The 23,440-nt window shown below is 70.8% G+C and carries 20 protein-coding genes and 2 pseudogenes; 8 read left to right on the top strand and 14 right to left on the bottom strand.

Features of this window, described 5'->3' with window-relative positions; translation table 11 throughout:
* Positions 1-8: 8 nt before the first annotated feature.
* Entirely contained in the window at positions 9-1,637 is a 1,629-nt protein-coding gene (locus ACZ6KY_RS22785; protein WP_469312111.1) for an ABC transporter substrate-binding protein, read from the bottom strand.
* A 289-nt stretch (positions 1,638-1,926) separates the two neighbouring features.
* On the opposite strand from ACZ6KY_RS22785, the gene ACZ6KY_RS22780 reads away from it, so the two are divergent.
* The gene (locus tag ACZ6KY_RS22780) at positions 1,927-2,667 is read left to right on the top strand and encodes a FadR/GntR family transcriptional regulator (protein ID WP_469312186.1); all 741 of its coding nucleotides are present in this window, start codon (positions 1,927-1,929) and stop codon (positions 2,665-2,667) included.
* Between the two features lie 137 nt (positions 2,668-2,804).
* Here ACZ6KY_RS22780 and ACZ6KY_RS22775 read toward each other — a convergent pair.
* Together ACZ6KY_RS22775 and ACZ6KY_RS22770 are read right to left on the bottom strand one after the other, a co-directional pair.
* Positions 2,805-3,224 (bottom strand): annotated as a pseudogene (locus tag ACZ6KY_RS22775) (PIG-L deacetylase family protein); the annotation flags it as partial.
* Positions 3,225-3,307: 83 nt separating this feature from the next.
* A pseudogene (locus tag ACZ6KY_RS22770) lies at positions 3,308-3,546 on the bottom strand (helix-turn-helix domain-containing protein); the annotation flags it as partial.
* A 174-nt stretch (positions 3,547-3,720) separates the two neighbouring features.
* Here ACZ6KY_RS22770 and ACZ6KY_RS22765 point away from each other — a divergent pair.
* The 4 genes from ACZ6KY_RS22765 to ACZ6KY_RS22750 all read left to right on the top strand — a co-directional run bounded on the left by ACZ6KY_RS22765 (position 3,721) and on the right by ACZ6KY_RS22750 (position 6,412).
* On the top strand, positions 3,721-3,954 hold the full coding sequence (locus ACZ6KY_RS22765; RefSeq protein WP_469312110.1) for a hypothetical protein: 234 nt from the start codon (positions 3,721-3,723) through the stop codon (positions 3,952-3,954).
* Between the two features lie 92 nt (positions 3,955-4,046).
* Positions 4,047-4,793 carry a DNA repair protein RecO gene (gene recO / locus ACZ6KY_RS22760; protein ID WP_401326716.1) on the top strand — a complete coding sequence of 249 codons (747 nt, stop codon included), beginning with the start codon at positions 4,047-4,049 and terminating at the stop codon, positions 4,791-4,793.
* Positions 4,794-4,925: 132 nt separating this feature from the next.
* Complete coding sequence (locus ACZ6KY_RS22755; RefSeq protein ID WP_469312109.1) at positions 4,926-5,771, top strand: isoprenyl transferase; 846 nt, start codon at positions 4,926-4,928, stop codon at positions 5,769-5,771.
* A gap of 74 nt (positions 5,772-5,845) precedes the next feature.
* A complete protein-coding gene (locus tag ACZ6KY_RS22750; protein WP_469312108.1) occupies positions 5,846-6,412 on the top strand; it encodes a YcxB family protein in 567 nt (188 codons plus the stop codon).
* Positions 6,413-6,425: 13 nt separating this feature from the next.
* Here the strand turns inward: ACZ6KY_RS22750 and ACZ6KY_RS22745 are convergent, their stop codons facing one another.
* Genes ACZ6KY_RS22745 through ACZ6KY_RS22730 form a run of 4 tightly spaced genes read right to left on the bottom strand, consistent with a single transcriptional unit; the run spans position 6,426 to position 9,550 of the window.
* A complete protein-coding gene (locus ACZ6KY_RS22745) occupies positions 6,426-6,842 on the bottom strand; it encodes a Fur family transcriptional regulator (protein WP_469312107.1) in 417 nt (138 codons plus the stop codon).
* 58 nt (positions 6,843-6,900) lie between these two features.
* Positions 6,901-7,803 (bottom strand): metal ABC transporter permease, encoded by a 903-nt coding sequence (locus ACZ6KY_RS22740; RefSeq protein ID WP_469312106.1) that lies wholly within the window; start codon positions 7,801-7,803, stop codon positions 6,901-6,903.
* Positions 7,803-8,588 carry a metal ABC transporter ATP-binding protein gene (locus tag ACZ6KY_RS22735; RefSeq protein ID WP_469312185.1) on the bottom strand — a complete coding sequence of 262 codons (786 nt, stop codon included), beginning with the start codon at positions 8,586-8,588 and terminating at the stop codon, positions 7,803-7,805. Before ACZ6KY_RS22735 ends, ACZ6KY_RS22740 begins: the two co-directional genes overlap by 1 nt.
* Positions 8,588-9,550: a metal ABC transporter substrate-binding protein gene (locus ACZ6KY_RS22730; protein WP_469312105.1), complete on the bottom strand. Its 963-nt coding sequence runs from the start codon at positions 9,548-9,550 to the stop codon at positions 8,588-8,590. Before ACZ6KY_RS22730 ends, ACZ6KY_RS22735 begins: the two co-directional genes overlap by 1 nt.
* Positions 9,551-9,747: 197 nt before the next feature.
* Between ACZ6KY_RS22730 and ACZ6KY_RS22725 the strand changes: the two genes are divergently transcribed.
* On the top strand, positions 9,748-11,130 hold the full coding sequence (locus tag ACZ6KY_RS22725) for a glycine--tRNA ligase (RefSeq protein ID WP_469312104.1): 1,383 nt from the start codon (positions 9,748-9,750) through the stop codon (positions 11,128-11,130).
* Between the two features lie 244 nt (positions 11,131-11,374).
* Here the strand turns inward: ACZ6KY_RS22725 and ACZ6KY_RS22720 are convergent, their stop codons facing one another.
* The 4 genes from ACZ6KY_RS22720 to ACZ6KY_RS22705 all read right to left on the bottom strand — a co-directional run bounded on the left by ACZ6KY_RS22720 (position 11,375) and on the right by ACZ6KY_RS22705 (position 15,963).
* Positions 11,375-12,427, bottom strand: a complete 1,053-nt coding sequence (locus ACZ6KY_RS22720; RefSeq protein WP_469312184.1) for a chitinase — start codon at positions 12,425-12,427, stop codon at positions 11,375-11,377.
* A 192-nt stretch (positions 12,428-12,619) separates the two neighbouring features.
* Positions 12,620-12,826, bottom strand: a complete 207-nt coding sequence (locus tag ACZ6KY_RS22715) for a hypothetical protein (protein WP_355845540.1) — start codon at positions 12,824-12,826, stop codon at positions 12,620-12,622.
* Between the two features lie 106 nt (positions 12,827-12,932).
* Positions 12,933-14,162, bottom strand: coding sequence for a M14 family zinc carboxypeptidase (locus ACZ6KY_RS22710; protein ID WP_469312183.1), 1,230 nt, complete (start codon positions 14,160-14,162; stop codon positions 12,933-12,935).
* 370 nt (positions 14,163-14,532) lie between these two features.
* Positions 14,533-15,963: an MFS transporter gene (locus ACZ6KY_RS22705; RefSeq protein ID WP_469312103.1), complete on the bottom strand. Its 1,431-nt coding sequence runs from the start codon at positions 15,961-15,963 to the stop codon at positions 14,533-14,535.
* 101 nt (positions 15,964-16,064) lie between these two features.
* Between ACZ6KY_RS22705 and ACZ6KY_RS22700 the strand changes: the two genes are divergently transcribed.
* Positions 16,065-17,072 carry a helix-turn-helix transcriptional regulator gene (locus tag ACZ6KY_RS22700; RefSeq protein ID WP_469312102.1) on the top strand — a complete coding sequence of 336 codons (1,008 nt, stop codon included), beginning with the start codon at positions 16,065-16,067 and terminating at the stop codon, positions 17,070-17,072.
* A 78-nt stretch (positions 17,073-17,150) separates the two neighbouring features.
* Here ACZ6KY_RS22700 and ACZ6KY_RS22695 read toward each other — a convergent pair whose 3' ends face one another.
* Complete coding sequence (locus ACZ6KY_RS22695; protein ID WP_469312101.1) at positions 17,151-18,614, bottom strand: MFS transporter; 1,464 nt, start codon at positions 18,612-18,614, stop codon at positions 17,151-17,153.
* Positions 18,615-18,710: 96 nt separating this feature from the next.
* Between ACZ6KY_RS22695 and dusB the strand changes: the two genes are divergently transcribed.
* The gene (gene dusB, locus ACZ6KY_RS22690; RefSeq protein ID WP_469312100.1) at positions 18,711-19,874 is read left to right on the top strand and encodes a tRNA dihydrouridine synthase DusB; all 1,164 of its coding nucleotides are present in this window, start codon (positions 18,711-18,713) and stop codon (positions 19,872-19,874) included.
* Positions 19,875-19,970: 96 nt separating this feature from the next.
* Here dusB and ACZ6KY_RS22685 read toward each other — a convergent pair whose 3' ends face one another.
* Together ACZ6KY_RS22685 and ACZ6KY_RS22680 are read right to left on the bottom strand one after the other, a co-directional pair.
* Positions 19,971-21,908, bottom strand: coding sequence for an amylo-alpha-1,6-glucosidase (locus tag ACZ6KY_RS22685; RefSeq protein ID WP_469312099.1), 1,938 nt, complete (start codon positions 21,906-21,908; stop codon positions 19,971-19,973).
* Entirely contained in the window at positions 21,905-23,377 is a 1,473-nt protein-coding gene (locus tag ACZ6KY_RS22680; RefSeq protein ID WP_469312182.1) for an MGH1-like glycoside hydrolase domain-containing protein, read from the bottom strand. The genes ACZ6KY_RS22685 and ACZ6KY_RS22680 overlap by 4 nt, the downstream gene beginning before the upstream one ends.
* Positions 23,378-23,440 lie beyond the last annotated feature (63 nt).

The following is a 23,440-nucleotide window of genomic DNA, read 5'->3' as shown; positions in this document are numbered from 1 at the left end:
CTTGTCGCCTAGACCCACTTGGCTTGCAGCAGGTTGATGCCCGGGTAGGGCTGGGGCCTTATCCCCGCGAGCCGGCGCGGATTCCACGCCGTCATCAGCTCGTTGTGCACGACCGGGTAGAGCACGGCCTGCTCGGCGACGATGTCGATGTAGTCCTGGATCATCGTCTTCTTCTTGTCGGCGTCGGGTTCCCGCGTCGCCTGGTCCATGTCCTTGAAGAGCTGCTTGGCGACCGGGTCGCCGGCCCAACGGGCGTATCCCATCCAGAGGTTCTGGGGGCCGTAGTTGTAGTGCATGATCAGGTCGGCGTCGAGGCCGAACTGGTTGGGGTTCGAGGCGGCGGCGACGACCTGGTAGTCCTGCTTCTGGTCCATCTTGGTGAACACGGCCGTGGTCTCCTGCGGGGACAGCGTCGTCTCGACACCGATCGCGTCCCAGGACGCCTTGACGGTCGGCAGGCAGTCGACGATCCAGCTGACGTTCACCGACAGGATCTCGATCTTCAGCCCCTTGACCCCGGCCGCCTTCAGGAGCTTCTTCGCCTTCTCCGGGTCGTAGGAGTAGACGGTCTTCGCGGGCCGGTAGGAGGGGTTGGCCTCGTTGAGGAAGGAACTCGACGGCTTCCCGTGCCCCCTGAGGGCGACCTCGACCATCTTGCCGGTGTCGATGGCGTACCGCAGCGCCTGGCGGACCCGTACGTCGTCGAACGGCTTGTGCTGGGTGTTGAACATGAGGAACAGGTTGTTCATGCCCGCGCCGCCCTGGACGGTCATGCCGCCCTTGCGGAGCTGCTCGATGTTGGCGTACGGGATGTTGTCGGCGATCTGGGCACCCGCGCTCGCCCCGGAGATCTTCGCGACGCGGGGCGCGGCGTCCACTATGGTCAGCCAGTTCATCCTCTTGAAGGCGGGCCTGCGCGGCCCGTTGTAGGCGGCGAACGCCTCGAACGTGGTGTTGGACTTCGGGTGGTGCGCGGTCTGCCGGTACGGGCCCGAGCCGATCGCCTTGCCCTTGATCGCGTCGTCCCAGGCGCCCGGCCGGGAGAAGACGTGCTTGGGCATGATCTTCGCCAGCGTGAGCCGGGAGATCCCCTCGGGGAAGGGGAACTTGAGGACCAGCTCGACGTTCTGCGCGTCGATCCTGCGGACTTCCTTCAGCCAGCTCGCGAAGAAGCCCTTGGCGAGGGTCTGGGTCTTCGGGTCGAGTATCCGGTCGAAGACGAAGACCACGTCGTCCGCGGTGACCGGCTTCCCGTCGTGGAACGTGGCACCCGCCCGCAGGGTGAACTTCCAGGACGTGCCGGTGAGGTCGGCGGGCACCTGGGTGGCGAGCGCCGCGTAGGGCTCGCGGGAGATCGGATCGGTGTCGAGCAGGCCCTCGTAGACATGGTTGTTGGCGGCCATGCAGAACGCGGACGCGGTCTGCGTCGGATCCCAGCTGCCGTCGTTCCCGTAGCCGATCACGGCCGTCAGCGTGGCGTTCCTGCCGCTGCCCGAACCGCCGGTGTCGTTCGTCGACTCCGGCCCGGACGAGCAGGCGGCGAGGGTCGAGGAGAGGGCGGCGGCCGCGCCCAGGGCCCCGGTGTACTTCAGGAACGACCGGCGGTGCGGCGCCGGAGTGCGGTTCACGTCGCGCACGGTTCCTCCACAAGGAGTGGTCCAGTTGAGCGGTCCGGTGAGGCGGTGGAGCGGTCGGTGCGATGGCGTGGAGCGGTCGGTGCGGTGGCCCGGGGAGCAGGAGATACGACGTCCTACGTCATAGGGGGCAGCGCGACCATAAGAGGGGGCGCGGAGAGGGTCAAGGGATCGCACACGAATGGCGTATCTTCCACAGGTGCGACCAATGGCGGTATGAATCAGGGCAGTTGGCCGAACTTGGCGTTTAATCAGCCCGGAGGTGGGACGTCCGATGTCCAGCGAGCGTACGATGCGGCGCATGCCTGAGGAGACCGGGAACCGGCGTCGGCCCGAGCGCCGGGTGAGCAGCCAGGTCCAGCGCGAGGTCATGCAGCTGATCCTCGACCAGGGGCTTCCGGCCGGTGCGCCGCTGCCCACCGAGACCGAGCTGATGACCGATCTCGGCGTGAGCCGCAACTCGGTCCGCGAGGCGCTCAAGGCCCTTCAGGCGCTCGACATAGTCGAGATCCGGCATGGCTACGGCACCTATGTGGGCGAGGCGTCCATGACGCCGTTCGTGGACGGACTGACCTTCCGCACGCTCGCCCGTCCGGACGACCCGACCGGGGCGCTGGCCGAGATCCTCCAGGTCCGCGAGGTGCTGGAGGAGGGGCTGATAAGCCGGGTGGCCCAGGTGCTGACCGAGGAGGAGCTGGACCGGCTCGAAGCCGTCGTCACGGAAATGGAGACGGCGGGCGACGACGGCCGCTCCTTCCCCGAACTCGACAGCGAGTTCCACGAGTTGCTGTACGCCTCGCTCGGTAACCCGCTCGTGCCCCAGCTGCTCGGCGCGTTCTGGACCGTCTTCCGGCGGGTCGCCGTGGTGCGCGGCTGGACCGACGACATCACCCCCGAGGTGACGGCCCGCCGCCACCGCGACATCCTCACCGCCCTGCGCGTACGGGACGTCGAGGGCGCCCAGCGCGCGATGGCCGACCACTTCCGAGGAATCGAGACCCGCGCGGCCCAGGGCTCCCGCGGAGTGAGCTGAACGGAGGCCCCGCTCCGCTCCGGGCTTGTTCGCTGCGCGGGCCGCTTCCGGCCGGCGGCGGCCCGCTGCCCACGTACGCTGTCCACCTGCTCGGCGGACAGCCGCCTCCGGTTCCCTGGGAAGCCCGCCCGCTGCGCCGGCCGGACTTCCGGCTGCCCGCCGACCGCTCCCCGTTCGACTTCGGAGCGGTGGGCGAGCACTGCCTCGATCTTCCGGTCCGGCCAGGGACGTACGTCGACCGTCGCGCCGACCCACTCGTCCGGGACGCTGAACATCGGCCTGTTCTCCCGGAGCAGAAGGACGCCCAGGTCCCGGGCGGCTCCGGGCGCCGACTCCGGCACCCGCGCGTCGGCGTGGCCGAGCATCCACGGCGTGCCCGCGCCGAGGACGCGCAGCGCGTCGGCCAGCTCCGCGGCCCGGTGGGTGCCTTCCGCCCAGGTCGCCGTGACGACGGCGGTCCGGGCTCCCGAAGCCGCGTGCCGGGCGAGCACGTCGCCCGCCGACAGGGACTCGTCGTCCGGGTGCGCGAACACCGCGGGAAGGCTCGGAAGGGTCATCGCGGGGTCGTCCTCGCCCAGCCCTCGACGCCGGTGACGAACACGGTCCAGGCGTCCGCGCCGATCAGCGGCACGGGCCCGGCGTCGTCGATCGGCTTGTGCCGCGTTCGCTCGAAGCAGCCGTAGCTCCGCAGGAGCGTGTCGATCCGCCGAGCCACGTCCAACCGTGGTGTGCGGATGGTCTGTTCGAACTGGCCGATATGGCCCCGGAGACAAGAAGTCGCACACCCGACTCCACTTGGGTGAAACCCGCGTCCTCCCTGTGTCGTTCCAGTTCTGAACCGAAAAACTCCCAGGCAGCCTGCCGAGAACCGTTGGCCACGGCCAACCCCCTTACGCTGCGCCGCATTTGTAGCGAACCGGATCCTGTCGATTCTAGATGCGGAGCGTCACCATGAAGATGCGAAGCGTGAAATGAAAAGGGACAGGTGAGCAGAGTGGAAGAAGAACCGTCACCGGCACACGAAGGCGCCGCCCGGCTCGTGGCGGCCCGGCGATGAAGCCGCCGGGGCCGCCGGAACCTCCGATCGGTTCCTACGCCGTCGACACGTACACGGGGAAGGTGGGCATGGTCATGGGCAGCGAGGGGCCCTACGTACAGCTGAGACCGCTCGGCGGAGGCCGGGAATGGGACTGTGTGCCGGAGTCCGTCCGGCAGGCCACCGCGGCGGAACGGCTCAGCGCGGCGACCGCGTACGCCAACGCGCGCAGCCGCGGCGAGGTGACCTGAAGGGCCGGGTGCCTCCATGGGCTGGGGAGGTCCCGGACACGTTGCGACCCGTCCGGGCCGGGGCGCGGGCGCCGTAGGCGAGAATGGGCCGCATGAGTCTGTTCCGCGACGACGGCATCGTGCTGCGCACCCAGAAGCTGGGTGAGGCGGACCGGATCATCACGCTGCTCACGCGCGGTCACGGCCGCGTACGGGCGGTGGCGCGCGGCGTCCGGCGGACCAAGTCCAAGTTCGGGGCGCGCCTCGAACCCTTCTCCCACGTGGATGTCCAGTTCTTCGCGCGGGGCAGCGAACTGATCGGCCGCGGCCTGCCCCTCTGTACGCAGAGCGAGACGATCGCTCCGTACGGTGGCGGAATCGTCACCGACTACCCGCGCTACACCGCGGGCACCGCCATGCTGGAGACCGCCGAGCGGTTCACCGACCACGAGGGCGAGCCCGCCGTGCAGCAGTATCTGCTGCTGGTCGGAGGGCTGCGCACCCTCGCCCGCGGCGAGCACGAGCCGCACCTCGTCCTCGACGCCTTCCTGCTGCGCTCCCTCGCCGTCAACGGCTACGCGCCCAGTTTCAGCGCCTGTGCCAAATGCGGCATGCCGGGTCCGAACCGGTTCTTCTCGGTCGCCGCGGGAGGTTCCGTCTGCGTCGACTGCCGGGTGCCCGGCAGCGTCGTACCCTCACCTCAGGCCCTCGAACTCCTCGGCGCGCTGCTCACGGGAGACTGGGAGACCGCGGACGCGTGCGAGCCGCGGCACGTCCGGGAGGGCAGCGGGCTGGTGTCGGCCTATCTGCACTGGCATCTGGAGCGCGGACTGCGTTCCCTGCGGTACGTGGAGAAGTAGGCGCCGTCCGGCAGGCCGGGGCGGCGACCCCGCACAAGCGCGGCACGAGCGCGCGAGAACAGCACAGAACAGCAAGCAGAGCGAGACGAGCGCCCGGCGCACGCGAGCACACAAGAGGGAGACGAGAAGCACATGGTCGTACGCGGGATCCTGGGCCGCCAGCGCCGCGAGTACAAGGCGCCGGAACCGCACCCCTCCGGTGCCCGCGCGCCCAAACTCCCCGGCGAGCTCGTCCCGAACCATGTGGCGATCGTCATGGACGGGAACGGCCGCTGGGCCAAGGACCGCGGGCTGCCCCGCACCGAGGGCCACAAGGTCGGTGCCGAGCGCGTCCTCGACGTCCTCCAGGGCGCGGTCGAGGTCGGCGTCGGCAGCATCTCCCTGTACGCCTTCTCCACGGAGAACTGGAAGCGCTCGCCCGACGAGGTGCGCTTCCTGATGAACTTCAACCGCGACTTCATCCGCAAGACCCGCGACACCCTCGACGGGCTCGGCATTCGGGTGCGCTGGGTGGGACGCATGCCCAAGCTGTGGAAGTCGGTCGCCAAGGAGCTCCAGATCGCCCAGGAGCAGACCAAGGACAACGACGCGCTCACGCTGTACTTCTGCATGAACTACGGCGGTCGCGCCGAGATCGCCGACGCGGCGCAGGCGTTGGCCGAGGACGTGAAGGCCGGCCGCCTCGACCCGTCCAAGGTCAACGAGAAGACCCTCCAGAAGTACCTGTACTACCCGGACATGCCGGACGTGGACCTGTTCCTGCGCCCGAGCGGCGAGCAGCGCACCTCCAACTACCTGATCTGGCAGAGCGCCTACGCCGAGATGGTCTTCCAGGACGTGCTGTGGCCCGACTTCGACCGGCGCGACCTGTGGCGGGCCTGCGTCGAGTACGCGCAGCGCGACCGCCGCTTCGGCGGCGCCGTTCCCAACGAGCAACTGCTCGCGATGGAGAAGGACATGAGGGGCGACGGCTCTTAACACCCGCCGCCCGCAGGGTTGTTCGAATCCGGCGTTACGATCACGGCTCATCACCACCGAACTGGGGAGGGGCCGTGGTCGAGGACCAGGGTGCTGCGCGGCAGCAGGAGTCGCCGGAGCAGTCGCAGGGGCACGGGGCGGATGTCGTCGAGCTGGAGTACCGGCCGACCATCGGGGACCTCACGTCGGCGCTGAAGGCGCGCAGAGGTGTCAGCAAGGCGGGCCGAAGACAGTACTGGGCGCTGGGTGTCATGGCCGTCGTGGCCGTTCTTCAGGGCGCGGAGGCGTTGACCGGTCACGGAGGGTCCCTGTTCGTGGCCATCTGGCTGGCCGTCTGCGTGCCGCTCATCCTGCTGACGCCCTGGCTCACGGCCCGCCAGTTCCAGCGGCTCGCGGAGCGCCAGGGCACGTTCCGGGTGACCGTCACGGATGCCGGGGTGACGGTCACCACGGACAACTCCACGACGGCGCTCAACTGGGTCGCACAGCCCCGCTACCGGGAGACGAAGGACGTCTTCGTCATGACCAGCCCCGACAAGAATGCCGTCGGCTTCACCGTGCTGCCCAAGCGCGCCGTGCGCACCCCCGAGGACGTGGACAGGTTGCGGGCGATCCTCGACCGCAACCTGACGCGCGTCTGATCCCCTCGGGGGTTCAGCCCTTCGCCGCCGCGCACTCCGCGCACGTACCGAAGATCTCCACGGTGTGGGCCACGTTCACATAGCCGTGCTCCGCGGCGATGGCCTCCGCCCACTTCTCGACGGCCGGCCCCTCCACCTCCACGGCCTTGCCGCAGACCCGGCAGACGAGGTGGTGGTGGTGCTCGCCGGTGGAGCAGCGCCGGTAGACGGACTCGCCCTCCGACGTGCGCAGGACGTCGACCTCGCCGGCGTCGGCCAGCGACTGGAGCGTGCGGTAGACCGTGGTGAGCCCGACCGAGTCGCCCTTGTGCTTGAGCATGTCGTGGAGCTCCTGCGCGCTGCGGAACTCGGCCACCTCGTCGAGCGCGGCCGCCACGGCGGCGCGCTGCCGGGTGGAACGGCCCCGGACGGGCGATCCAGCGGTTGTCACCGTTGCCTCCTCGCGTCTGCCCTTGCCCGGCCATTGTGCCAGTCCGGGCTGTGCCCGGTCAGACGCCGACCGTGCTCTCCGGGCCACGCGCGGCCGGAATCGCGCACTCCGCGGGGTCCTGGGTCGCTTGTGCCGCGGCCACCGCACGGGCCCGGCGCCGGGCCAGCGGCGACGCCAGCGCGGTCAGCGCGATGAACGCGCCGATCGTCAGCAGCACGATCGTCGAGCCGGGCGGCACATCCTGGTAGAACGACGTCACGGTGCCGCCGATCGTCACGCTCACCCCGATCGCCACCGCGACCGCGAAGGTCGCCGCGAAGCTCCGGGTGAGCTGCTGGGCCGCCGCCACCGGGACGACCATGAGCGCGCTCACCAGCAGCAGGCCGACCACCCGCATCGCGACGGTCACCGTGACCGCCGCCGTGACCGCCGTCAGCAGGTTCAGGGCCCGCACCGGCAGACCGGTCACCCGCGCGAACTCCTCGTCCTGGCTGACCGCGAACAACTGCCGGCGCAGTCCGAGGGTGACGAGCAGGACGAAGGCCCCCAGTACGCAGATCGCGGTCACGTCGGACTCGCTCACCGTCGAGAGCGAGCCGAAGAGGTACGAGGTCAGGTTGGCGTTCGAGCCGCCCGGCGCGAGGTTGATGAACATCACGCCGCCCGCCATACCCCCGTAGAAGAGCATGGCCAGCGCGATGTCCCCGCGCGTCTTGCCGTACCAGCGGATCAGCTCCATGAGCACGGCGCCCAGCACGGAGACGGCCGTCGCCATCCACACCGGTGACGTGTTGAGCAGGAAGCCGAGGCCGACGCCCGTCATGGCCACATGGCCGATCCCGTCGCCCATCAGGGCCTGACGGCGCTGGACCAGGTAGATGCCGACGGCGGGCGCGATGACGCCCACCAGGACGGCGGCGAGCAGTGCCCGCTGCATGAAGGCGTAGTCGAGGATGTCCATCAGCTCAGCAGTCCCGTCCGGAGGGGTTCGGCGTCATGGGCCGCGTGCGGGTGTACGTGGTCGTGGCCGGGCAGCGCGTGCTGGCCGACCGCGCGCGGCGGCGGGCCGTCGTGCAGCACGCAGCCGTCCCGCAGGACGACCGCGCGGTCGATGAGCGGTTCCAGGGGACCCAGTTCGTGCAGTACGAGCAGCACCGACGTGCCCTGGGCGACCTGGTCGCGCAGGGTAGCGGCCAGCACCTCCTGGCTGGCGAGGTCCACGCCCGCCATCGGCTCGTCCATGATCAGCAGTTCGGGCTCGCTCGCCAGGGCACGGGCGATGAGGACACGCTGGTGCTGTCCGCCCGACAGGGCGTTGACGGAGTCCTTGGCGCGGTCCGCCATCCCGACGAGCTCCAGGGCCCGCCGTACGGCCGCGTGATCGGCCTTGCGCAGCATGCCGAAGCGGGCCCGGGACAGCCGTCCCGAGGCGACGATCTCGGTCACCGTCGCCGGCACACCGCCCGCCGCCGTGGTCCGCTGCGGTACGTAGCCCACCCGGTGCCAGTCGCGGAAGCGGCGGCGCGGAACGCCGAAGATCTCGATCTCGCCGCCGCTGACGGCGACCTGGCCGATGACGCTGCGCACGGCGGTCGACTTGCCGGAGCCGTTGGCGCCGAGCAGCGCGACGACCTCCCCGCGGCGCACCGCGAGATCGATGCCGCGCAGGACCGGGCGCGAACCCAGTTCCGCCCGGACACCCCGCAGGGACACGACGGACTCGCTCACGACGTCCTCCACAGTGATCACTTGGCGCCCAGCGCCGTCTGTAGTGCCTTCAGGTTCGACTCCATGACCTGCATGTAGTCGCTGCCCCTGGACTTCTCGGTGATGCCTTCGAGGGGGTCGAGGACATCCGTGCGGAGCCCCACGTCCCTGGCGATCGTGCCGGCCGTCCTGTCGCTGACGAGCGTCTCGTAGAACACCGTCGTGACGCCGTCGGCCTTCGCCAGGTTCTCCAGCCCCTTCACCCGGTTCGCACTGGGCTCCGACTCCGGGTCGAGGCCGTTGACGGCCTCCTCGGTGAGCCCGTAGCGCTCGGCGAGGTAGCCGAACGCGGCGTGGGTGGTGATGAAGGTCTTGGTCCTGGTGTGCGCGAGACCGTCGCGGAAGTCGGTGTCCAGCGCGGTGAACTTCTTCCGCAGCGCCGCCGTGTTCTTCGCGTAGTCCGTCGCGTGCTTCGGGTCGGCCTTCTTCAGCGCGGCCGACACGCCCTCGGCGACCTCGCCGAACCGCACCGGGTCGAGCCAGACGTGCGGGTCGGGTGCGCCGGTCTCCTCGCCCTCGCTGTGGTCGTGGGCCGCGGCGTGCCCGCCGACCTCGTTGCCGTGCTTCTCCAGCGTCGTCAGCGAGGCGGCGTCGATCTCGGTCTTGACCCCGGACTGGGCCACCGCCTCGTCGACGGCCGGCTGGAGGTTCCTGAGGTAGAGGACGGCGTCGGCGTCCTGGAGCCGCGCGGTCTCCCGGAGGCTGATCTCCAGGTCGTGCGGTTCCTGGCCCGGCCGGGTCAGGTTCGTGACGTTCACATGCGTCCCGCCGATCTGCTCGGCGAGATACTGGAGCGGGTAGAACGACGCGACCACATCGAGTTTTCCGTCGCTCCTGGCGTCTGCCGAGGCGGAACCCGAGCAGGCCGTGAGAGCGCCCAGACCGAGGGCGGTGGCCACCACGGCCGAGATCCCCGGTGTGAGGCGTCGTCGTACGTTCATGACACTCATTTTCAACAAATGTGGAAACGATTGTCAACAAGCCCTCGTCCGGACGTCCTCACACCCCCCGCCAACAGACATCAAGCGGATCTAAGCGGCGGTAAGCGGACCACTCCGCGAACCGATTTGATACAGGGGTGGGCGACGCCGGTAACCTGAGGCATTCGCTGCCGTCCGTTCGTAATGAAGAGAGCACCGTGGCCGCCGACAAGATCGATTCCATCGTCAGCCTGAGCAAGCGCCGTGGCTTCGTTTTCCCCTGTAGTGAGATCTACGGAGGACAGAAGGCCGCCTGGGACTACGGCCCGCTCGGCGTCGAACTCAAGGAGAACCTGAAGCGCCAGTGGTGGCGCTACATGGTCACGTCGCGCGAGGACGTGGTCGGTCTCGACTCGTCCGTGATCCTGGCCCCCGAGGTGTGGGTCGCCTCCGGTCACGTCGCCACCTTCTCCGACCCGCTCACCGAGTGCACCTCCTGTCACAAGCGCTACCGCGCCGACCACCTGGAGGAGGCCTACGAGGCGAAGCACCACCGCCTCCCCGAGAACGGCCTCGCCGACCTCAACTGCCCCAACTGCGGAAACAAGGGCACCTTCACCGAGCCCAAGCAGTTCTCGGGCCTCCTCTCCACCCACCTCGGCCCGACCCAGGACAGCGGCTCCGTCGCCTACCTGCGCCCCGAGACCGCCCAGGGCATCTTCACCAACTTCGCCCAGGTGCAGATCGCCTCGCGCAAGAAGCCGCCGTTCGGTATCGCCCAGATGGGCAAGTCCTTCCGCAACGAGATCACGCCCGGCAACTTCATCTTCCGCACCCGCGAGTTCGAGCAGATGGAGATGGAGTTCTTCGTCAAGCCGGGCGAGGACGAGAAGTGGCAGGAGTACTGGATGGAGCAGCGCTGGAACTGGTACACCGGTCTCGGCATGCGCGCGGAGAACATGCGGTGGTACGACCACCCGAAGGAGAAGCTCTCCCACTACTCCAAGCGCACCGCCGACATCGAGTACCGCTTCCAGTTCGGCGGCAACGAGTGGGGTGAGCTGGAGGGCGTGGCCAACCGCACCGACTACGACCTCGGCGCGCACTCCAAGGCCTCCGGCCAGGACCTCTCCTACTTCGACCAGGAAGCCGGAGAGCGCTGGACCCCGTACGTCATCGAGCCCGCCGCCGGTGTCGGCCGCGCCATGCTCGCCTTCCTGCTCGACGCCTACGTCGAGGACGAGGCCCCGAACGCCAAGGGCAAGATGGAGAAGCGCACCGTGCTGCGCCTCGACCCGCGCCTCGCGCCCGTCAAGGTCGCCGTGCTGCCCCTGTCGCGCAACCCGGAGCTCTCGCCCAAGGCGAAGGGTCTGGCCACCGCGCTGCGCCAGAACTGGAACATCGAATTCGACGACGCCGGCGCCATCGGTCGCCGCTACCGTCGCCAGGACGAGATCGGCACCCCGTTCTGCGTCACCGTCGACTTCGACACCCTCGACGACAACGCCGTCACGGTGCGCGAGCGCGACTCCATGAAGCAGGAGCGTGTCTCGCTCGACCAGATCGAGGGCTACCTGGCCAGCCGCCTCATCGGCTGCTGACCTGGCCTCTGGCCGAAGCGTTCACGAAGCCCCCGGTTCCCGCGCAGGGAACCGGGGGCTTCGCTGTCCCGGACCATGGGGTGTCCGGGCGTCGGTGTCACCGGTGGCGTGGGCGGCACCGGTGGCGTCGGTGACACGGGCGGCAGGGATGGCAAGGGATGGCGTGGGCGGCAGGGGTGGCACGGGTGGCCGCCACGGCTCTGTCGGTCCCGGATGCCCTGTCGGTCCCGGTGCCCTGCCGGCCTCAACGGCCCTGGAGTGCCTTCACGTTGTCGCCGAAGGTCCAGTTCTTCGAGCCGTCCCAGTTGACCGACCAGGTCATCAGCCCCTTGAGGGCGGTGCCGTAGTGGCGCCAGGCCTGGGACACGAGACTCGGTGCCATGTAGCCGCCGCCGGCGCCGGACTGCGCGGGCAGCCCCGGCACCTGCTTGTCGTAGGGGACCTTGATCGTGGTCCCCTGCACCACAAGGCCCTTGTCGAGGCAGTCGGTCTGGGCGGTGAAGCCCTGGACCGTGCCCGCGGAGTACGCGTCACCGGAGCAGCCGTACATGCTCCCGTTGTAGTACTGCATGTTCAGCCACCACAGACGCCCGTTGTCCGCGTACTTCTTGACGATCGGCAGATACGCGCCCCAGATCGAGCCGTACGCGACGCTGCCGCCGGTGACGTACGCCGTCTCCGGCGCCATCGTCAGCCCGAAGCCGGCCGGCATCCGCGCCAGCACTCCGTCGATGATCCGGGTCAGGTTGGCCTGCGAGGCGGAGAGCTGACCGATGTTCCCGCTGCCGACGAGCCCGGTCTCGATGTCGATGTCGATCCCGTCGAAGTTGTACTTCTTCAGGATGGGCACGATCGTCGCGACGAAACGGTCGGCGACCGCGGACGAACTCAGGTCGATCCCGGCCGCCGCTCCGCCGATGGACAGCAGGATCGTCTGCCCCGACGCCTTGGCCGCGCACATCTCGGCGGGCGTCGCGACCTTCACACCCGTGTCCATCCCGTCCTCCCAGAGGGCGGTACCGTCGGAGCGGATGACGGGGAACGCCGCGTTGATCACGTTGTAACCGTGCGCGGCGATACGGGAGTCGGTGATCGGCGTCCACCCGAAGGGCGGGTGCACACCGTTGGACGAGCCGTCCCAGTTCTCCCAGTAGCCCTGGAGAACCTTTCCGGCGGGGCGGGACTTCACGGCGCAGGTGTCCGCGGCCGAGGCGCTGGGTGCGCCCGCGATCGACAGCGGGGTGAGGACGGCCGCCGCCAGCGCGACGGCGAGCAGACGCGGTTTCCGGCGAATCAGCTTCCGACGAGTCATGCGAGGCCTCCCGGTGGGGGTGCGGTGAGGTGTCGTAGGCATGACAGTCGCGCGGTCCAGACCTTTCGTCAATAGGTCTGGACCAAAGTGGTGGCGGCGGCTCCGGGCGGGCCGGACGGCCTGGGGGGTCCTCCGGAGGCGCGATGCCCCCAAGCCCCGTCGGCGAGGGCCGGGTCCTCAGGCCTCTTTGGGGTCGACCGTCGCCTGGTGTTCCTCCGCCAGGTGTTCCTCCGCCTTCAACCAGGGGAGGAACTGGGCGTTTTTGCGCCAGCCGCACGTGTCGCATTTGATGGTGCGCTGTACGCCCGCTCGTTGTACGCGGACGGTGTGTTCGCGGCCGTGCTGGTCCCAGCGGCTTACCTTGCTCGTGTTGATCTGAAGCATGACACCTCCTGGTTTTACCGCTTCGTCTGCGCAGCAAGGAGTGTGCAGCATGGTGAAGATCAACGGGGGTTCTTCGGCGGTCGGTTCGGTGAGGGCAAGATCACGCTCAGGAAGGGGCCAGGTGTCCCTCGGCGGCCTCGACGGCGGCCGTGGTGACGTTGACCTGGTGTTCTATCTGCCGGTCCACCGGAACCCAGGTCGCCGTGAAACTCGCCGAGTAGGCGGCGCACCAGCGCGCGACGAGGGCTTCCAGCTCGGCGCGTTGAGGGGCGGTCCCCGGGGTGGGCGCGTACTCCTCCAGAAGGCGCAGCAGCATCGCGGCGGCCCGCAGCGGGGTGCGCCGGGCGAAGCCCTCGATGCTGGCCGTGCGGGCTCGGGTGAGGCCGGGGAGCGGGGTGAACGCCGGATGCGCGGGGTCCCAGCTGTCGGCCAACGGGCCGCAGACGCGCAGTGTTTCGGCCACGGCCCTGCGCATGCTGAAGGCGGGGTCCTGGCTGGGTGCCGGGAGGTGGGGGCGGGCCCTTTCGTAGTGGCCGCGGACGGTGTGGGAGTAGGCCCGCAGACGTTCCGCCCAGTGCTGCAGCCGTTGTTCAGGAGCGGGGTGGGGGGCCAGGTCGGCGAACCCGGCGGCGGCCCAGACCGGTACTTCCAGCACCGCGGTGACGCCGCCGTGGGCGTGCGGGGCGAGCCAGGTGGAGCGGTGGGCGTTCTCCGGGAAGGCGGTGGGACGTTCGGGCGCTCCGGGCGGCGGCAGGACGAAGACGCCGGGGGCGCTTGTCGGCCAGTGCAGGGCGTCCAGTGGGGCCCCCTCGACCGGGATGCCGAGCTGTTCGGCGGAGGCGGCGAGGGTCCGGTCGAGACCGGGGACGTCCCGGGTGAGCTGGGCGAAGGTGCCGCCGATGTCCGTGCCGTGCAGGGAGATCTGGATGTAGGGCCGCAGCCGGCGGATGACGTCGAGCAGGGCGCGGCTCTCCGGCAGGAACCGCGGCCGGGGGAGGGCGGGCGCCCATTCGGGCTGTTCGTCGGCGGTGGGGCGGAAGAAGGACCGGTAGTGGCCGAAGAGGGTGTCGGCGCGGTGTCCGCCGTCGTTGAGGCGGGCTCCGTCCGGGTCCAGGCACAGCACCAGATGCCATACGGTGCCGGGCCGTTCGCCGCCCAGTGCCCGCTGGGCCAGCGCCAGAAGGGTGCCCCCGCCGACGTACTCGTTGGGGTGCGCGCCCGCGACCACGAGGGCGTGCCGTGGCCCGTTTCCGACGCTCAGCATCCGCAGCGGGACGCCGCGTCGGGAGTGGCCGATCGTGCTCAGCCGGCACAGGCCGGGATGCCGGGCGGCCAGGGCTTCGGCGGTGCGGGTGACGTCGGCGGGTGTGGGATAGCTCAGTGTCCGGGACCGCTGTCGTCCCTGGTCTCTCTCGGGTCCAGCGCGCGGATCTTGATCTCGGCCACGGAGCCTCCTCGGATCGCGGATCGCGGGTGTGCCGGACGGAACGCGCCCGGCCGTCGCCGGGCGCGTTCCGTTCGACTTCAGTGCGACTCAGTACGGCATGGCGCACCACTGGTGTCAACAGCCCCTGAAGATAGGCAAGTTGGGCTCATGGCCAGTGCATATGCCGGTGGCTGCGCGGGAGTTGGTGCCGGTCGACCGGGTCGGGCCGGACGGCCCGGTTGGCCCCCTGAGCTCGGTTCCCCGGCCGGGGGCCGGCCCCTCAGCTGATCGTGCGCGGCAGCCGCAGGCTCAGCCCGGTGGTCAGGGCCACGCCCGCCAGTTGGACCAGGAGGGTCGTCACCAGGGCGTCCCGCATGCCGTGCGCCGGGACGAGGGACAGGAACAGGGTGCCGAGGGTGGCCACCCCGACGGCGAGCGCCGCCTGCTGGGTGGTGGCCATCACGCCGCTGCCGACGCCGGCCCGCGCGGCCGGTACCTCGGAGAGGACGATCCGGAAGAGCACGGGGAGCTGGAGCGCCTGCCCCGCGCCGGCGACCGCCGCGCCGGGCAGCAGTTCCAGCACCCCGAGGTCCGGCCAGGAACGCCAGGCGGCCAGCGCGATGAGGGCCACGCCCACGGCCTGGATCAGTCCGCCCGCGGTGACGACCCGGGTGCCGTAGCGGGCGATCAGGCGGGGTCCGCACAGGGACGTGACGAAGAAGACGACCGCCATGGGCGCGAGGGCCAGCCCCGCGGGGACGGGACCGAGTCCCGCGCCGCGTTGCAGGGCCACCGCGATCACGAACATGAAGCCGCTGAATCCGATCGAGAACGGCACGATCATGATCAGGCCCCGCCGCAGCGAGGTCAGTTCCAGCAGGCTCGGCGGGACCAGGGGGGTGCGGCCGCGGCGGTCGGCACGGCGTTCGACGAGGTAGAAGGCGGCGGCCGCGAGCGGGAACAGGGCGAGGGACACCCAGGTCCACAGCGGCCAGCCCGCCGCCCGGCCCTCGGTGAGCGGGGCGAGCAGGGCCAGCAGGGCGACCGCGAGCAGCACCGTGCCGGGGGCGTCGACCGGCTCCGGGCGCTGCGAGCGGGTCTCGGGGACGGCGCGGGCGGCCAGGACCAGGCCCAGCACGACCACGGGCACGTTCACGAGGAACACCGAGCGCCAGCCGGTGCCCGCGATGTCGGCCGCGACCAGGATGCCGCCGAGGATCTGCCCGGCCACCATGGACAGGCCGGCCGTGGCGCCGTACAGGCCCATCGCCTTGGCCCGGCGGGGCCCGGAGGTCGCCGACTGGATGGTGGCGAGGACCTGCGGCAGCATCGCCGCGGAGGCCGCGCCCTGGGCGACGCGCGCCGCCACCAGGGTCCACGCGGTGGGCGCGAGTCCGCAGGCGAGCGAGGTCAGGCCGAAGGCCGCCATCCCGCCGAGGAAGAGCCGGCGCCGCCCGAACAGGTCGCCGAGGCGTCCGCCGAGGACGAGCAGGACGGCGTACGCGACCCCGTATCCGGCGACGACGAGTTCGAGGACGGCCTCGCTCGCGTTCAGGTCATGCCCGATGGTCGGAAGGGCTACGTTGACGATGAAGAAGTCGATCAGGGGCAGTGCCGCGCCCAGCAGCACCGTGAAGAGTCCGAGGCCGCCGAGGGCGGGTGGCGCGGTGGGGGCGCGGACGGTAGTCGTGAGAGTTCCGGTTTCGGTCACGTCCTCCAGACTTCTCCCGTGCTCAGACGGGTACCAGAGTCTTCTTATCCTGGTACAAGCACTACCTGGCAACAGGCTGCGGTGAGCGGCAGGCTGGAGGCATGACAACCATGGCGCGGGAAACGACCACCGGCCGGGACCAGGTGCGACCGACCACCGGCCCGGGCCCCCTGCGGCCGGCCCCGGACGGGACGCGTCCGGCCGCCGCCGTGGCGCCCCGCGGCAGCGAGATCCGGCGGCACGAGCTGGCCACCTTCCTGCGCAGCCGCCGCGAACGCATCACGCCCGAGCAGGTCCAGCTCCCCCGCGGCCGACGCCGGCGCACGCCGGGCCTGCGCCGCGAGGAGGTCGCCCAGCTCTCCGCGGTGGGGGTCACTTGGTACACCTGGTTGGAACAGGCGCGCGACATCCAGGTCTCCGAACAGGTCCTCGACGCCCTGGCCCGCACCCTGCTCCTGGACGCGAGCGAGCGGGCCCACCTCTTCCAGCTCGCCGGAGCCGTCGACCCCTCGCCCGCCGCCCGGTGCCCGGTCATCACCCCGGCGCTGCGCCTGATCCTGACGCAGCTGGAGCCCGTTCCGGCCTGCATCCAGAACAGCCGGTACGACATCCTGGCGTACAACCGCACCTACGCGCGCCTGATGATGAACGACCTCGACTCGATCCCGCCCGCCGACCGCAACTGCATGATCCTCGCGTACACCAACGCGGAGTGGCGCGAGTCGATCGTCTTCCTCGACGAGGCCATGCGCCTGATGGCCGCGAGGCTGCGCGTCTCGATGGCCGGGCACCTCGGGGAACCCGCCTGGAAGATGCTGCTGAAGCGGCTGCGGACCGAGTCGGCGGAGTTCCGCGAGATCTGGGACCGGTACGAGGTGGTCGGCACCCGTGGCAAGACGAAGCAGTTCGTGAGCCCGTACGTCGGTCTGGTCACCGTCGATCACACGGACCTGTGGCTGGCCCCCGACCTGGGTGCCCGCATGGTGACCTACGCGCCCTCCGACGAGGAGAGCCGCGTACGGCTGGAGAGGCTGCACGTGATCGCGCTGGAGGCCGAGGCCGAAGCGGCTTCCCGGGCGGAAGCCGCCCCGGCGGCGGGGGCCGCCTGAGACCGGGACGGGCCCGACGCGTTCCGGGCCGCCGGGCCCGTGGGCCGGGGCCGGCGGCCCGGTCAGCCGGTGGAGGTGTCAGGCGGTGGACGGGTCCTGGGCCCGTACGCCGGCCGCTTCGCGGATCTCCGGGGATTCCAGCAGGCGGGCTGTGCGCTCGGCCGACGCGCGGGCCCGGCGTCCGCTGGTGAGCGCGCCGAGGACGAGGACGGCGACACCGCAGGCGGTGATGATCCACCAGCCGGGGCGGGAGGCCGGGACGAAGGTCTCCCGGTAGGCGGAGGCGCTGATGCCGGAGGCGAGGGCCGCGCCGATGACCGCGACACCGAGGGTGCCGCCGATCTGCCGGCTGGTCGAGGCGACGGCGGCGGCGACGCCCGCCTGGGAACGGGGCATCCCGGAGACGGCGGTGTTGGTGATGGGCGCGTTCACGAACCCGAAGCCGATACCGAAGAAGACATAGCCGATGACCAGCGTGACGTTCGACGTCTCCGCCTCGAACGCGGCGAACAGCACACCGCTCACGGTCATCGCGACACCGGCGATCAGCAGCGACGGCCGGGGACCGCGGCTGCCGACGAGCCGTCCCGATACGGGCGCGCAGACGAAGCACAGGGCCGCCATGGGCAGCATCCACAGGCCGGCGTGCAGGGCGTTCAGACCACGCACGTTCTGTAGGTACAGCGTCGACAGGAACAGGAATCCGCTGAGCGCGGCGAACGCGCTCACCGCGATGACGGTGGCCCCGCTGAACGGCACCGAGCGGAAGAACCGCAGGTCGATGAGGGGTTCGTCGCGCCGGGGCTCGTACCACAGGAGGCCGAGGAGCGCGGCGAGGGCGATCACGGAGAAGGCGAGGGTGTGGACGAGGCCGGAGGTGGGGGCCTCGATGATCGCGTACGTGAGGGAGCCGAGCAGCGCGATCACGAGGAGCTGGCCGACCGGGTCGGGGCGGCGGGCCCTCGGGGCACGGGACTCGGGGACGAAGCGCAGGGTCAGCAGGAGCGCGGCGAGACCGACGGGGAGGTTGATCCAGAAGATCGACCGCCAGCCCACCGTGTCGACGAGCAGTCCGCCCACCAGCGGTCCGGCGGCCATGGAGATGCCGACCACGGCACCCCAGACGCCGATCGCGCGGGCGCGTTCGCGCGGGTCCGTGAAGGTGTTGGTGATGATCGACATCGCCACCGGGTTCAGCATCGAGCCACCGACGGCCTGGACCATCCGGAAGACGATGAGCATGTCGAGGTTCGGGGCGAGGGAACAGAGCACCGAGCCGATGGTGAACAGCACCAGGCCCACCGTGAAGACCTTGCGCCGGCCGATGCGGTCGGCGGTGGAACCCGCGAGCATCAGCAGGGAGGCCAGGACCAGGGTGTACGCGTCGATGGTCCACTGCATGCCCGCGACGCTCGCGTGCAGTTCATGCTGCATCGAGGGCAGGGCGACATTCAGAACCGTGACGTCGAGGCTCACGATCAGCAGACTCATGCAGCAGATCGCGAGCACCAGCATCCGGTGACGGTGGCTGAGCTCAGGCATTCCCTCAATGTACGCCGCTGTCGATAGTGTGTCTAACTAATGACTCCTACACGGTCTTCCGTGCGAGCACTCGGCGCCGTGCGCCACAATGGGGGAATGCCCACGCCCACGTCCACCGTGAACTCCACGCTGAACTCCACGCTCTCGATCGGCCCCCACCAGGTGCGGCCGCCCGTCGTCCTGGCCCCCATGGCCGGGATCACGAACGCGCCGTTCCGCACGCTGTGCAGGGAGTTCAGCGGCGGCAAGGGACTGTTCGTCAGCGAGATGATCACCACGCGGGCGCTGGTCGAGCGCAACGAGAAGACCATGCAGCTGATCCACTTCGACGCGACCGAGACGCCGCGCTCGATCCAGTTGTACGGCGTCGACCCCGCGACCGTCGGCAAGGCCGTCCGCATGATCGCGGAAGAGGACCTCGCCGACCACATCGACCTGAACTTCGGCTGCCCGGTCCCCAAGGTCACCCGCAAGGGCGGCGGCTCCGCCCTCCCGTACAAGCGGCACCTGCTCCGCGCGATCCTGCGCGAGGCCGTCAGCGGCGCCGGGGACCTGCCCGTCACCATGAAGATGCGCAAGGGCATCGACGACGACCACATCACCTTCCTCGACGCCGGACGGATCGCGGTCGAGGAGGGCGTGACGGCCATCGCGCTGCACGGCCGCACCGCGGCCCAGCACTACGGCGGCACCGCCGACTGGGACGCCATCGCCCGGCTGAAGGAGCACGTGCCGGAGATCCCCGTCCTCGGCAACGGCGACATCTGGTCGGCGGACGACGCGCTGCGGATGGTGCGCGAGACCGGGTGCGACGGCGTGGTCGTCGGCCGTGGCTGCCTCGGCCGGCCGTGGCTGTTCGGCGACCTGGTGGCCGCCTTCGAGGGCCGCGAGGAGTACGCCCGCCCGACCCTTCGTGAGGTCGCGGCCGTCATGGTCCGCCACGCCACGCTCCTCGGTGAGTGGATCGGCGACGAGGCGCGGGGCGTCATCGACTTCCGCAAGCACGTCGCCTGGTACCTCAAGGGCTTCTCGGTGGGCTCGGAGATGCGGGGGCGTCTTGCCGTCACTTCCTCGCTCGCCGAACTCTCCGACGGGCTGGCCGAGCTGGACCTCGACCAGCCGTGGCCGACGGGTGCCGACGGACCGCGAGGCCGTACCTCCGGCAACAACAGGGTCGTCCTGCCGGACGGCTGGCTGAAGGACCCCTACGACTGCGCGGGAGTCTCCGAGGACGCCGAACTGGACACCTCCGGCGGCTGACCGGACACCTCGGGCGGCTGATCCGCCGGACGTACGGTGCTGATCCGCCCGATGTCCGGTGCGCGCGCCGCCCGCGCGCGCACCGGACCGGACCCGCTAGGCGCCGCCCACCGCCGTGAGCAGCGCCAGCGGTGCCGCCGCCGAACGGGACTCCCGTACGCAGGCGTGCGGGTAGGGCACCGGTTCGGCATGGGTGTCGCGGCCGTAGCCCGCGAGGACCTCGGGCAGGCGGTGACCGGCGGCCGTGGCCGCGTCCACGAGCGCGTGGGCCACCGTACGGGCCTCGTCGTGCAGGCCGTACCGTGCCAGCCCCAAGGTGATCAGGGCGTTGTCGTGCGGCCAGACGGAACCCCGGTGATACGACAGCGGGTGGTACGCCGACTGACCGGAGGCGAGCGTGCGCACGCCCCAGCCGGAGAAGAAGTCCGGTTCGAGGAGCCGGCGGCCGACCAGCTCGCCGTACTCCTTGTCCAGCAGACCGGACCACAGGAGATGGCCCGCGTCCGAGGCGAGCGCGTCGACATGCCGGCCGTCGCCGTCCAACGCCAGCGCGGGGAAGGAGTGTTCGCTCATCCAGAAGTCCCGCTGGAAACGGTCGCGCAGATCGGCGGCGGCCTGTTCGAGGAGCGCCGCGTACACCTCGTCGTCCCAGACCGTGCGGGACAGGTGCGCGGTGCGGCGCAGCGCGTCGTACGCGTAACCCTGCGCGCCCGCCGCCATCACCGGGCCGGTGGGGCGGCTGCCGTCGGCCGAACAGATGGCGCCCGGGGAGTCCTTCCAGTTCTGGTTGGCGAGGCCGCCGCCGTCCGCGCGGTAGACGAGATAGCCGCGCGAGGTCAGCCCGCCGTGGTCCAGCATCCAGCCGATCGCCGCACGGGCGTTGGGCTCAAGCCGGCGGGCCAGGGCCACGTCACCGGTCAGCTCGGTGTAGGCGCCGAGCAGCACCAGGAACAGCGGTGTGGCGTCCACCGAGCCGTAGTAACGCCCGTACGGCACCTGCCCGAAGTGCGCCAGCTCGCCGTGCCGCACCTCGTGCACGATCTTGCCGGGCTGGGCGACCGCGCCCAGCCCCACCTCGACCGCCTGGGTGGCGGCCAGCGCGGGCAGGGTGGCGGCGGCCAGCTGGGGCCGGTAGGGCAGCGCGAAGAGCGAGGTGAGCAGCGCGTCGCGGCCCAGCAGGGTGAGGAACCAGGGGACTCCGGCCGCGGGCACCCGCAGCTCCTCGCCGTCCAGGCCCGTCGCGGGCACCTGGAGGACGGCCAGATCGGACAGGCCCCGCGCGCAGGCCGCGGCCAGTTCGGGCCAGCCGGTCGGGAAGGGCACCCCCTGCGCGAACTCGCCTTCCAGAGCGAGGAGTCGCTCATTGGCCGCGGCAGGGGAGGCGGGCACGCTCGGTTCGTGCGCGGCGCCGTGCGGACGCGCCGCGACCCGCAGCGCCAGCTCCGCAGAACCGTGCGGTTCGAGGTCGAGGGTCCATACGAGGCGACGCGCGCCCGTGCCCGTCTCCTCCACCCCGTCCGGCGCGGGCTCGGAGGTGACCGTCGTACGGGACTGCCACTCCCCGCGCCGATAGCTGAACTCCACGCCGTCGTCGAGGACTTGGCGCTGGCGCACGACGCCCGTCTTGGCGTACGTGCGGTAGTCGGAGCGCAGTTCGAACTGATCCGTGAAGTCGGCGTCCGCGGTGACCGCGATCCGGACCGTGGTGGCCGTCGGACTATTGCTGGTGACGCGCAGCGCCTCCACGAACGAGCCCTCGGCGACGGCCTGTTCACGGAAGAGCGTGTACGCGGGCGGCTCGTTGCGACCGCCCCGCGGGACCAGCACACAGCGTGCCGTGTCACCGTCCGCGACCGGCGTCAGCGCCTCGGGCACCGCGCCGTCCACCGTCAGCTGCCAGCGGCTGAGGTGCCGGGCGTCCCGTACGAATAATCCGTCCGGAGAACTGCCGCCCCGTACTCCGCTGATGTCCCCGCCGTCGCCCACGGCGGCGAACGTTCCACCGTGCACGAGCAGATGATGCCGGTCCGTCATCCCCGGTCCCCTCCCTTGGCGCCCGTCTCGAACTCGAATACGCGCTGTCCCGCAGTGCTGTGTGCCGTGTCGATCAACGCGTCGCGCCCCTTCGGGGACACGACCGACGCCGCCCCGGAGGGCTCGTGCAGCAGGTCGAGCGTCAATGCCGCCGTCCAGCTGAAACCGAGCGCTCCGCAGGCCTCGCCGGTGAACGGGTCCACGTACTCCGCGAACCCCGACTCCCCGGCGGTGTCCAGCAGGGCGGCCCGCAGCGCGTCCGCCCGTCCTTGCTCCCCGTGCAGCCGCAGTCCGCGCTCCAGCAGCCAGTTGGTGTTGAACCAGGCCGGCCCCCGCCAGTAGCGGTGCGGATCGAACGCCTCGCCGGTCAGGTCGTAACTGGGTGCGAGCCGCGTCGCCCCGCCCAGCCCGAAACGCGGCCCGCCCGCGGTTCGTACGAGCGTGGCGGCGATGTCGCGCGGCAGCGCGGGGAGGATGAGGGGGAGCAGCCCGGCGACACTGCGCTCGGGAATCAGCGCACCGCCCCCGCCGTTGCCACCGGCCCGCTCGTCGCGGCAGAAGAACATGCCCTCCGCCGGATCCCACAGCCGCTCCACCAGCGCAGCCGTCAGCCGCTCGGCGCGCGCGTGGCGGGCGGTCCCCGTCGCGCCCAGCTCCCGCGCGATGCGGGCCAGCGCGTGTTCCGAGGCGATCAGCAGGGCGTTGAACGCCGGGTCCTCGACGGCGAACTCGCCGCCGCCGTCGGCGTACCCCCGGTCCCGGTAGTCCGCGGCCAGCCGCACATACCGCCCGTAGTCGAGGTCCGTCGGCCGGTCCTCGGGGGCGCCGTGGTCGAGGTCGGCGCGCCGGAAGGAACGGGCGGGTGCCGGAGTGACACGGCTGAGCGGGGCGTCCCAGCAGGGGCTGTTGTCCATGCCCTGCTCCCAGGGGTGGACCACGCTGGCGAGGCCGCCGCCGCCCAGGTCCCGGCGGTGCAGGAGATAGCGGTGCCAGGCCGCCAGCCGGGGATACATCCGGGAGAGGAAGGAGCGGGCCCTGGACAGCCCGGGGTCCGCCCGGTGCACCAGCCACACCGCCAGCGCGTGCACCGGTGGCTGCACGATGCCCGACGTCTGTACGGTGCGCGGGGCGCCCGCGGCGCGCCCGGCGGTCGAGGAGCGCCAGAAGTCGGGGCTCGGGAAGTACGCGTCGAGCGGGACGGAGGGGTTGAACACGATGTGCGGGACACGCCCGTCGGCCCACTGCGCGCCGAGCAGGGTCTCCAGCTCCGTCTGCGCCCGCAGCGGGGACAGATGGCGCAGGCCGATCGCGATGAACGCGGAGTCCCAGGACCACTGGTGCGGGTACAGGCCGCGCGAGGGCACCGTGGACGTTCCCGTCCAGTTGCCGTTCAGCACCCGGGACGCCCTGAGGTGCAGGGACCCCGACGGATCCGCGGGATCGTATACAGGTGATCCGCTACGGACGATCTCCCCGGGACCGGGCGAAGTGGGTGGGCCGGAGGCGTGCGCCGGAGTGCCGGAGGTACGCAC

The organism is Streptomyces sp. NPDC042002 (assembly GCF_055588305.1).
The sequence above is the reverse complement of the archived record's forward strand: the minus strand, read 5'-3'. Positions and strand labels throughout refer to the sequence as shown.

Bases quoted from the DNA above. Each gene is read 5' to 3' on its own strand.
- ACZ6KY_RS22755 (WP_469312109.1), top strand. From the start codon at position 4,926: ATGGTCGTACGCGGGATCCTGGGCCGCCAGCGCCGCGAGTACAAGGCG.
- ACZ6KY_RS22715 (WP_355845540.1), bottom strand. From the start codon at position 12,826: ATGCTTCAGATCAACACGAGCAAGGTAAGCCGCTGGGACCAGCACGGC.
- recO (WP_401326716.1), top strand. From the start codon at position 4,047: ATGAGTCTGTTCCGCGACGACGGCATCGTGCTGCGCACCCAGAAGCTG.
- ACZ6KY_RS22700 (WP_469312102.1), top strand. From the start codon at position 16,065: ATGACAACCATGGCGCGGGAAACGACCACCGGCCGGGACCAGGTGCGA.
- ACZ6KY_RS22765 (WP_469312110.1), top strand. From the start codon at position 3,721: ATGAAGCCGCCGGGGCCGCCGGAACCTCCGATCGGTTCCTACGCCGTC.
- ACZ6KY_RS22740 (WP_469312106.1), bottom strand. From the start codon at position 7,803: ATGGACATCCTCGACTACGCCTTCATGCAGCGGGCACTGCTCGCCGCC.
- ACZ6KY_RS22685 (WP_469312099.1), bottom strand. From the start codon at position 21,908: ATGACGGACCGGCATCATCTGCTCGTGCACGGTGGAACGTTCGCCGCC.
- ACZ6KY_RS22695 (WP_469312101.1), bottom strand. From the start codon at position 18,614: ATGCCTGAGCTCAGCCACCGTCACCGGATGCTGGTGCTCGCGATCTGC.
- ACZ6KY_RS22780 (WP_469312186.1), top strand. From the start codon at position 1,927: ATGCGGCGCATGCCTGAGGAGACCGGGAACCGGCGTCGGCCCGAGCGC.
- ACZ6KY_RS22730 (WP_469312105.1), bottom strand. From the start codon at position 9,550: ATGAACGTACGACGACGCCTCACACCGGGGATCTCGGCCGTGGTGGCC.
- dusB (WP_469312100.1), top strand. From the start codon at position 18,711: ATGCCCACGCCCACGTCCACCGTGAACTCCACGCTGAACTCCACGCTC.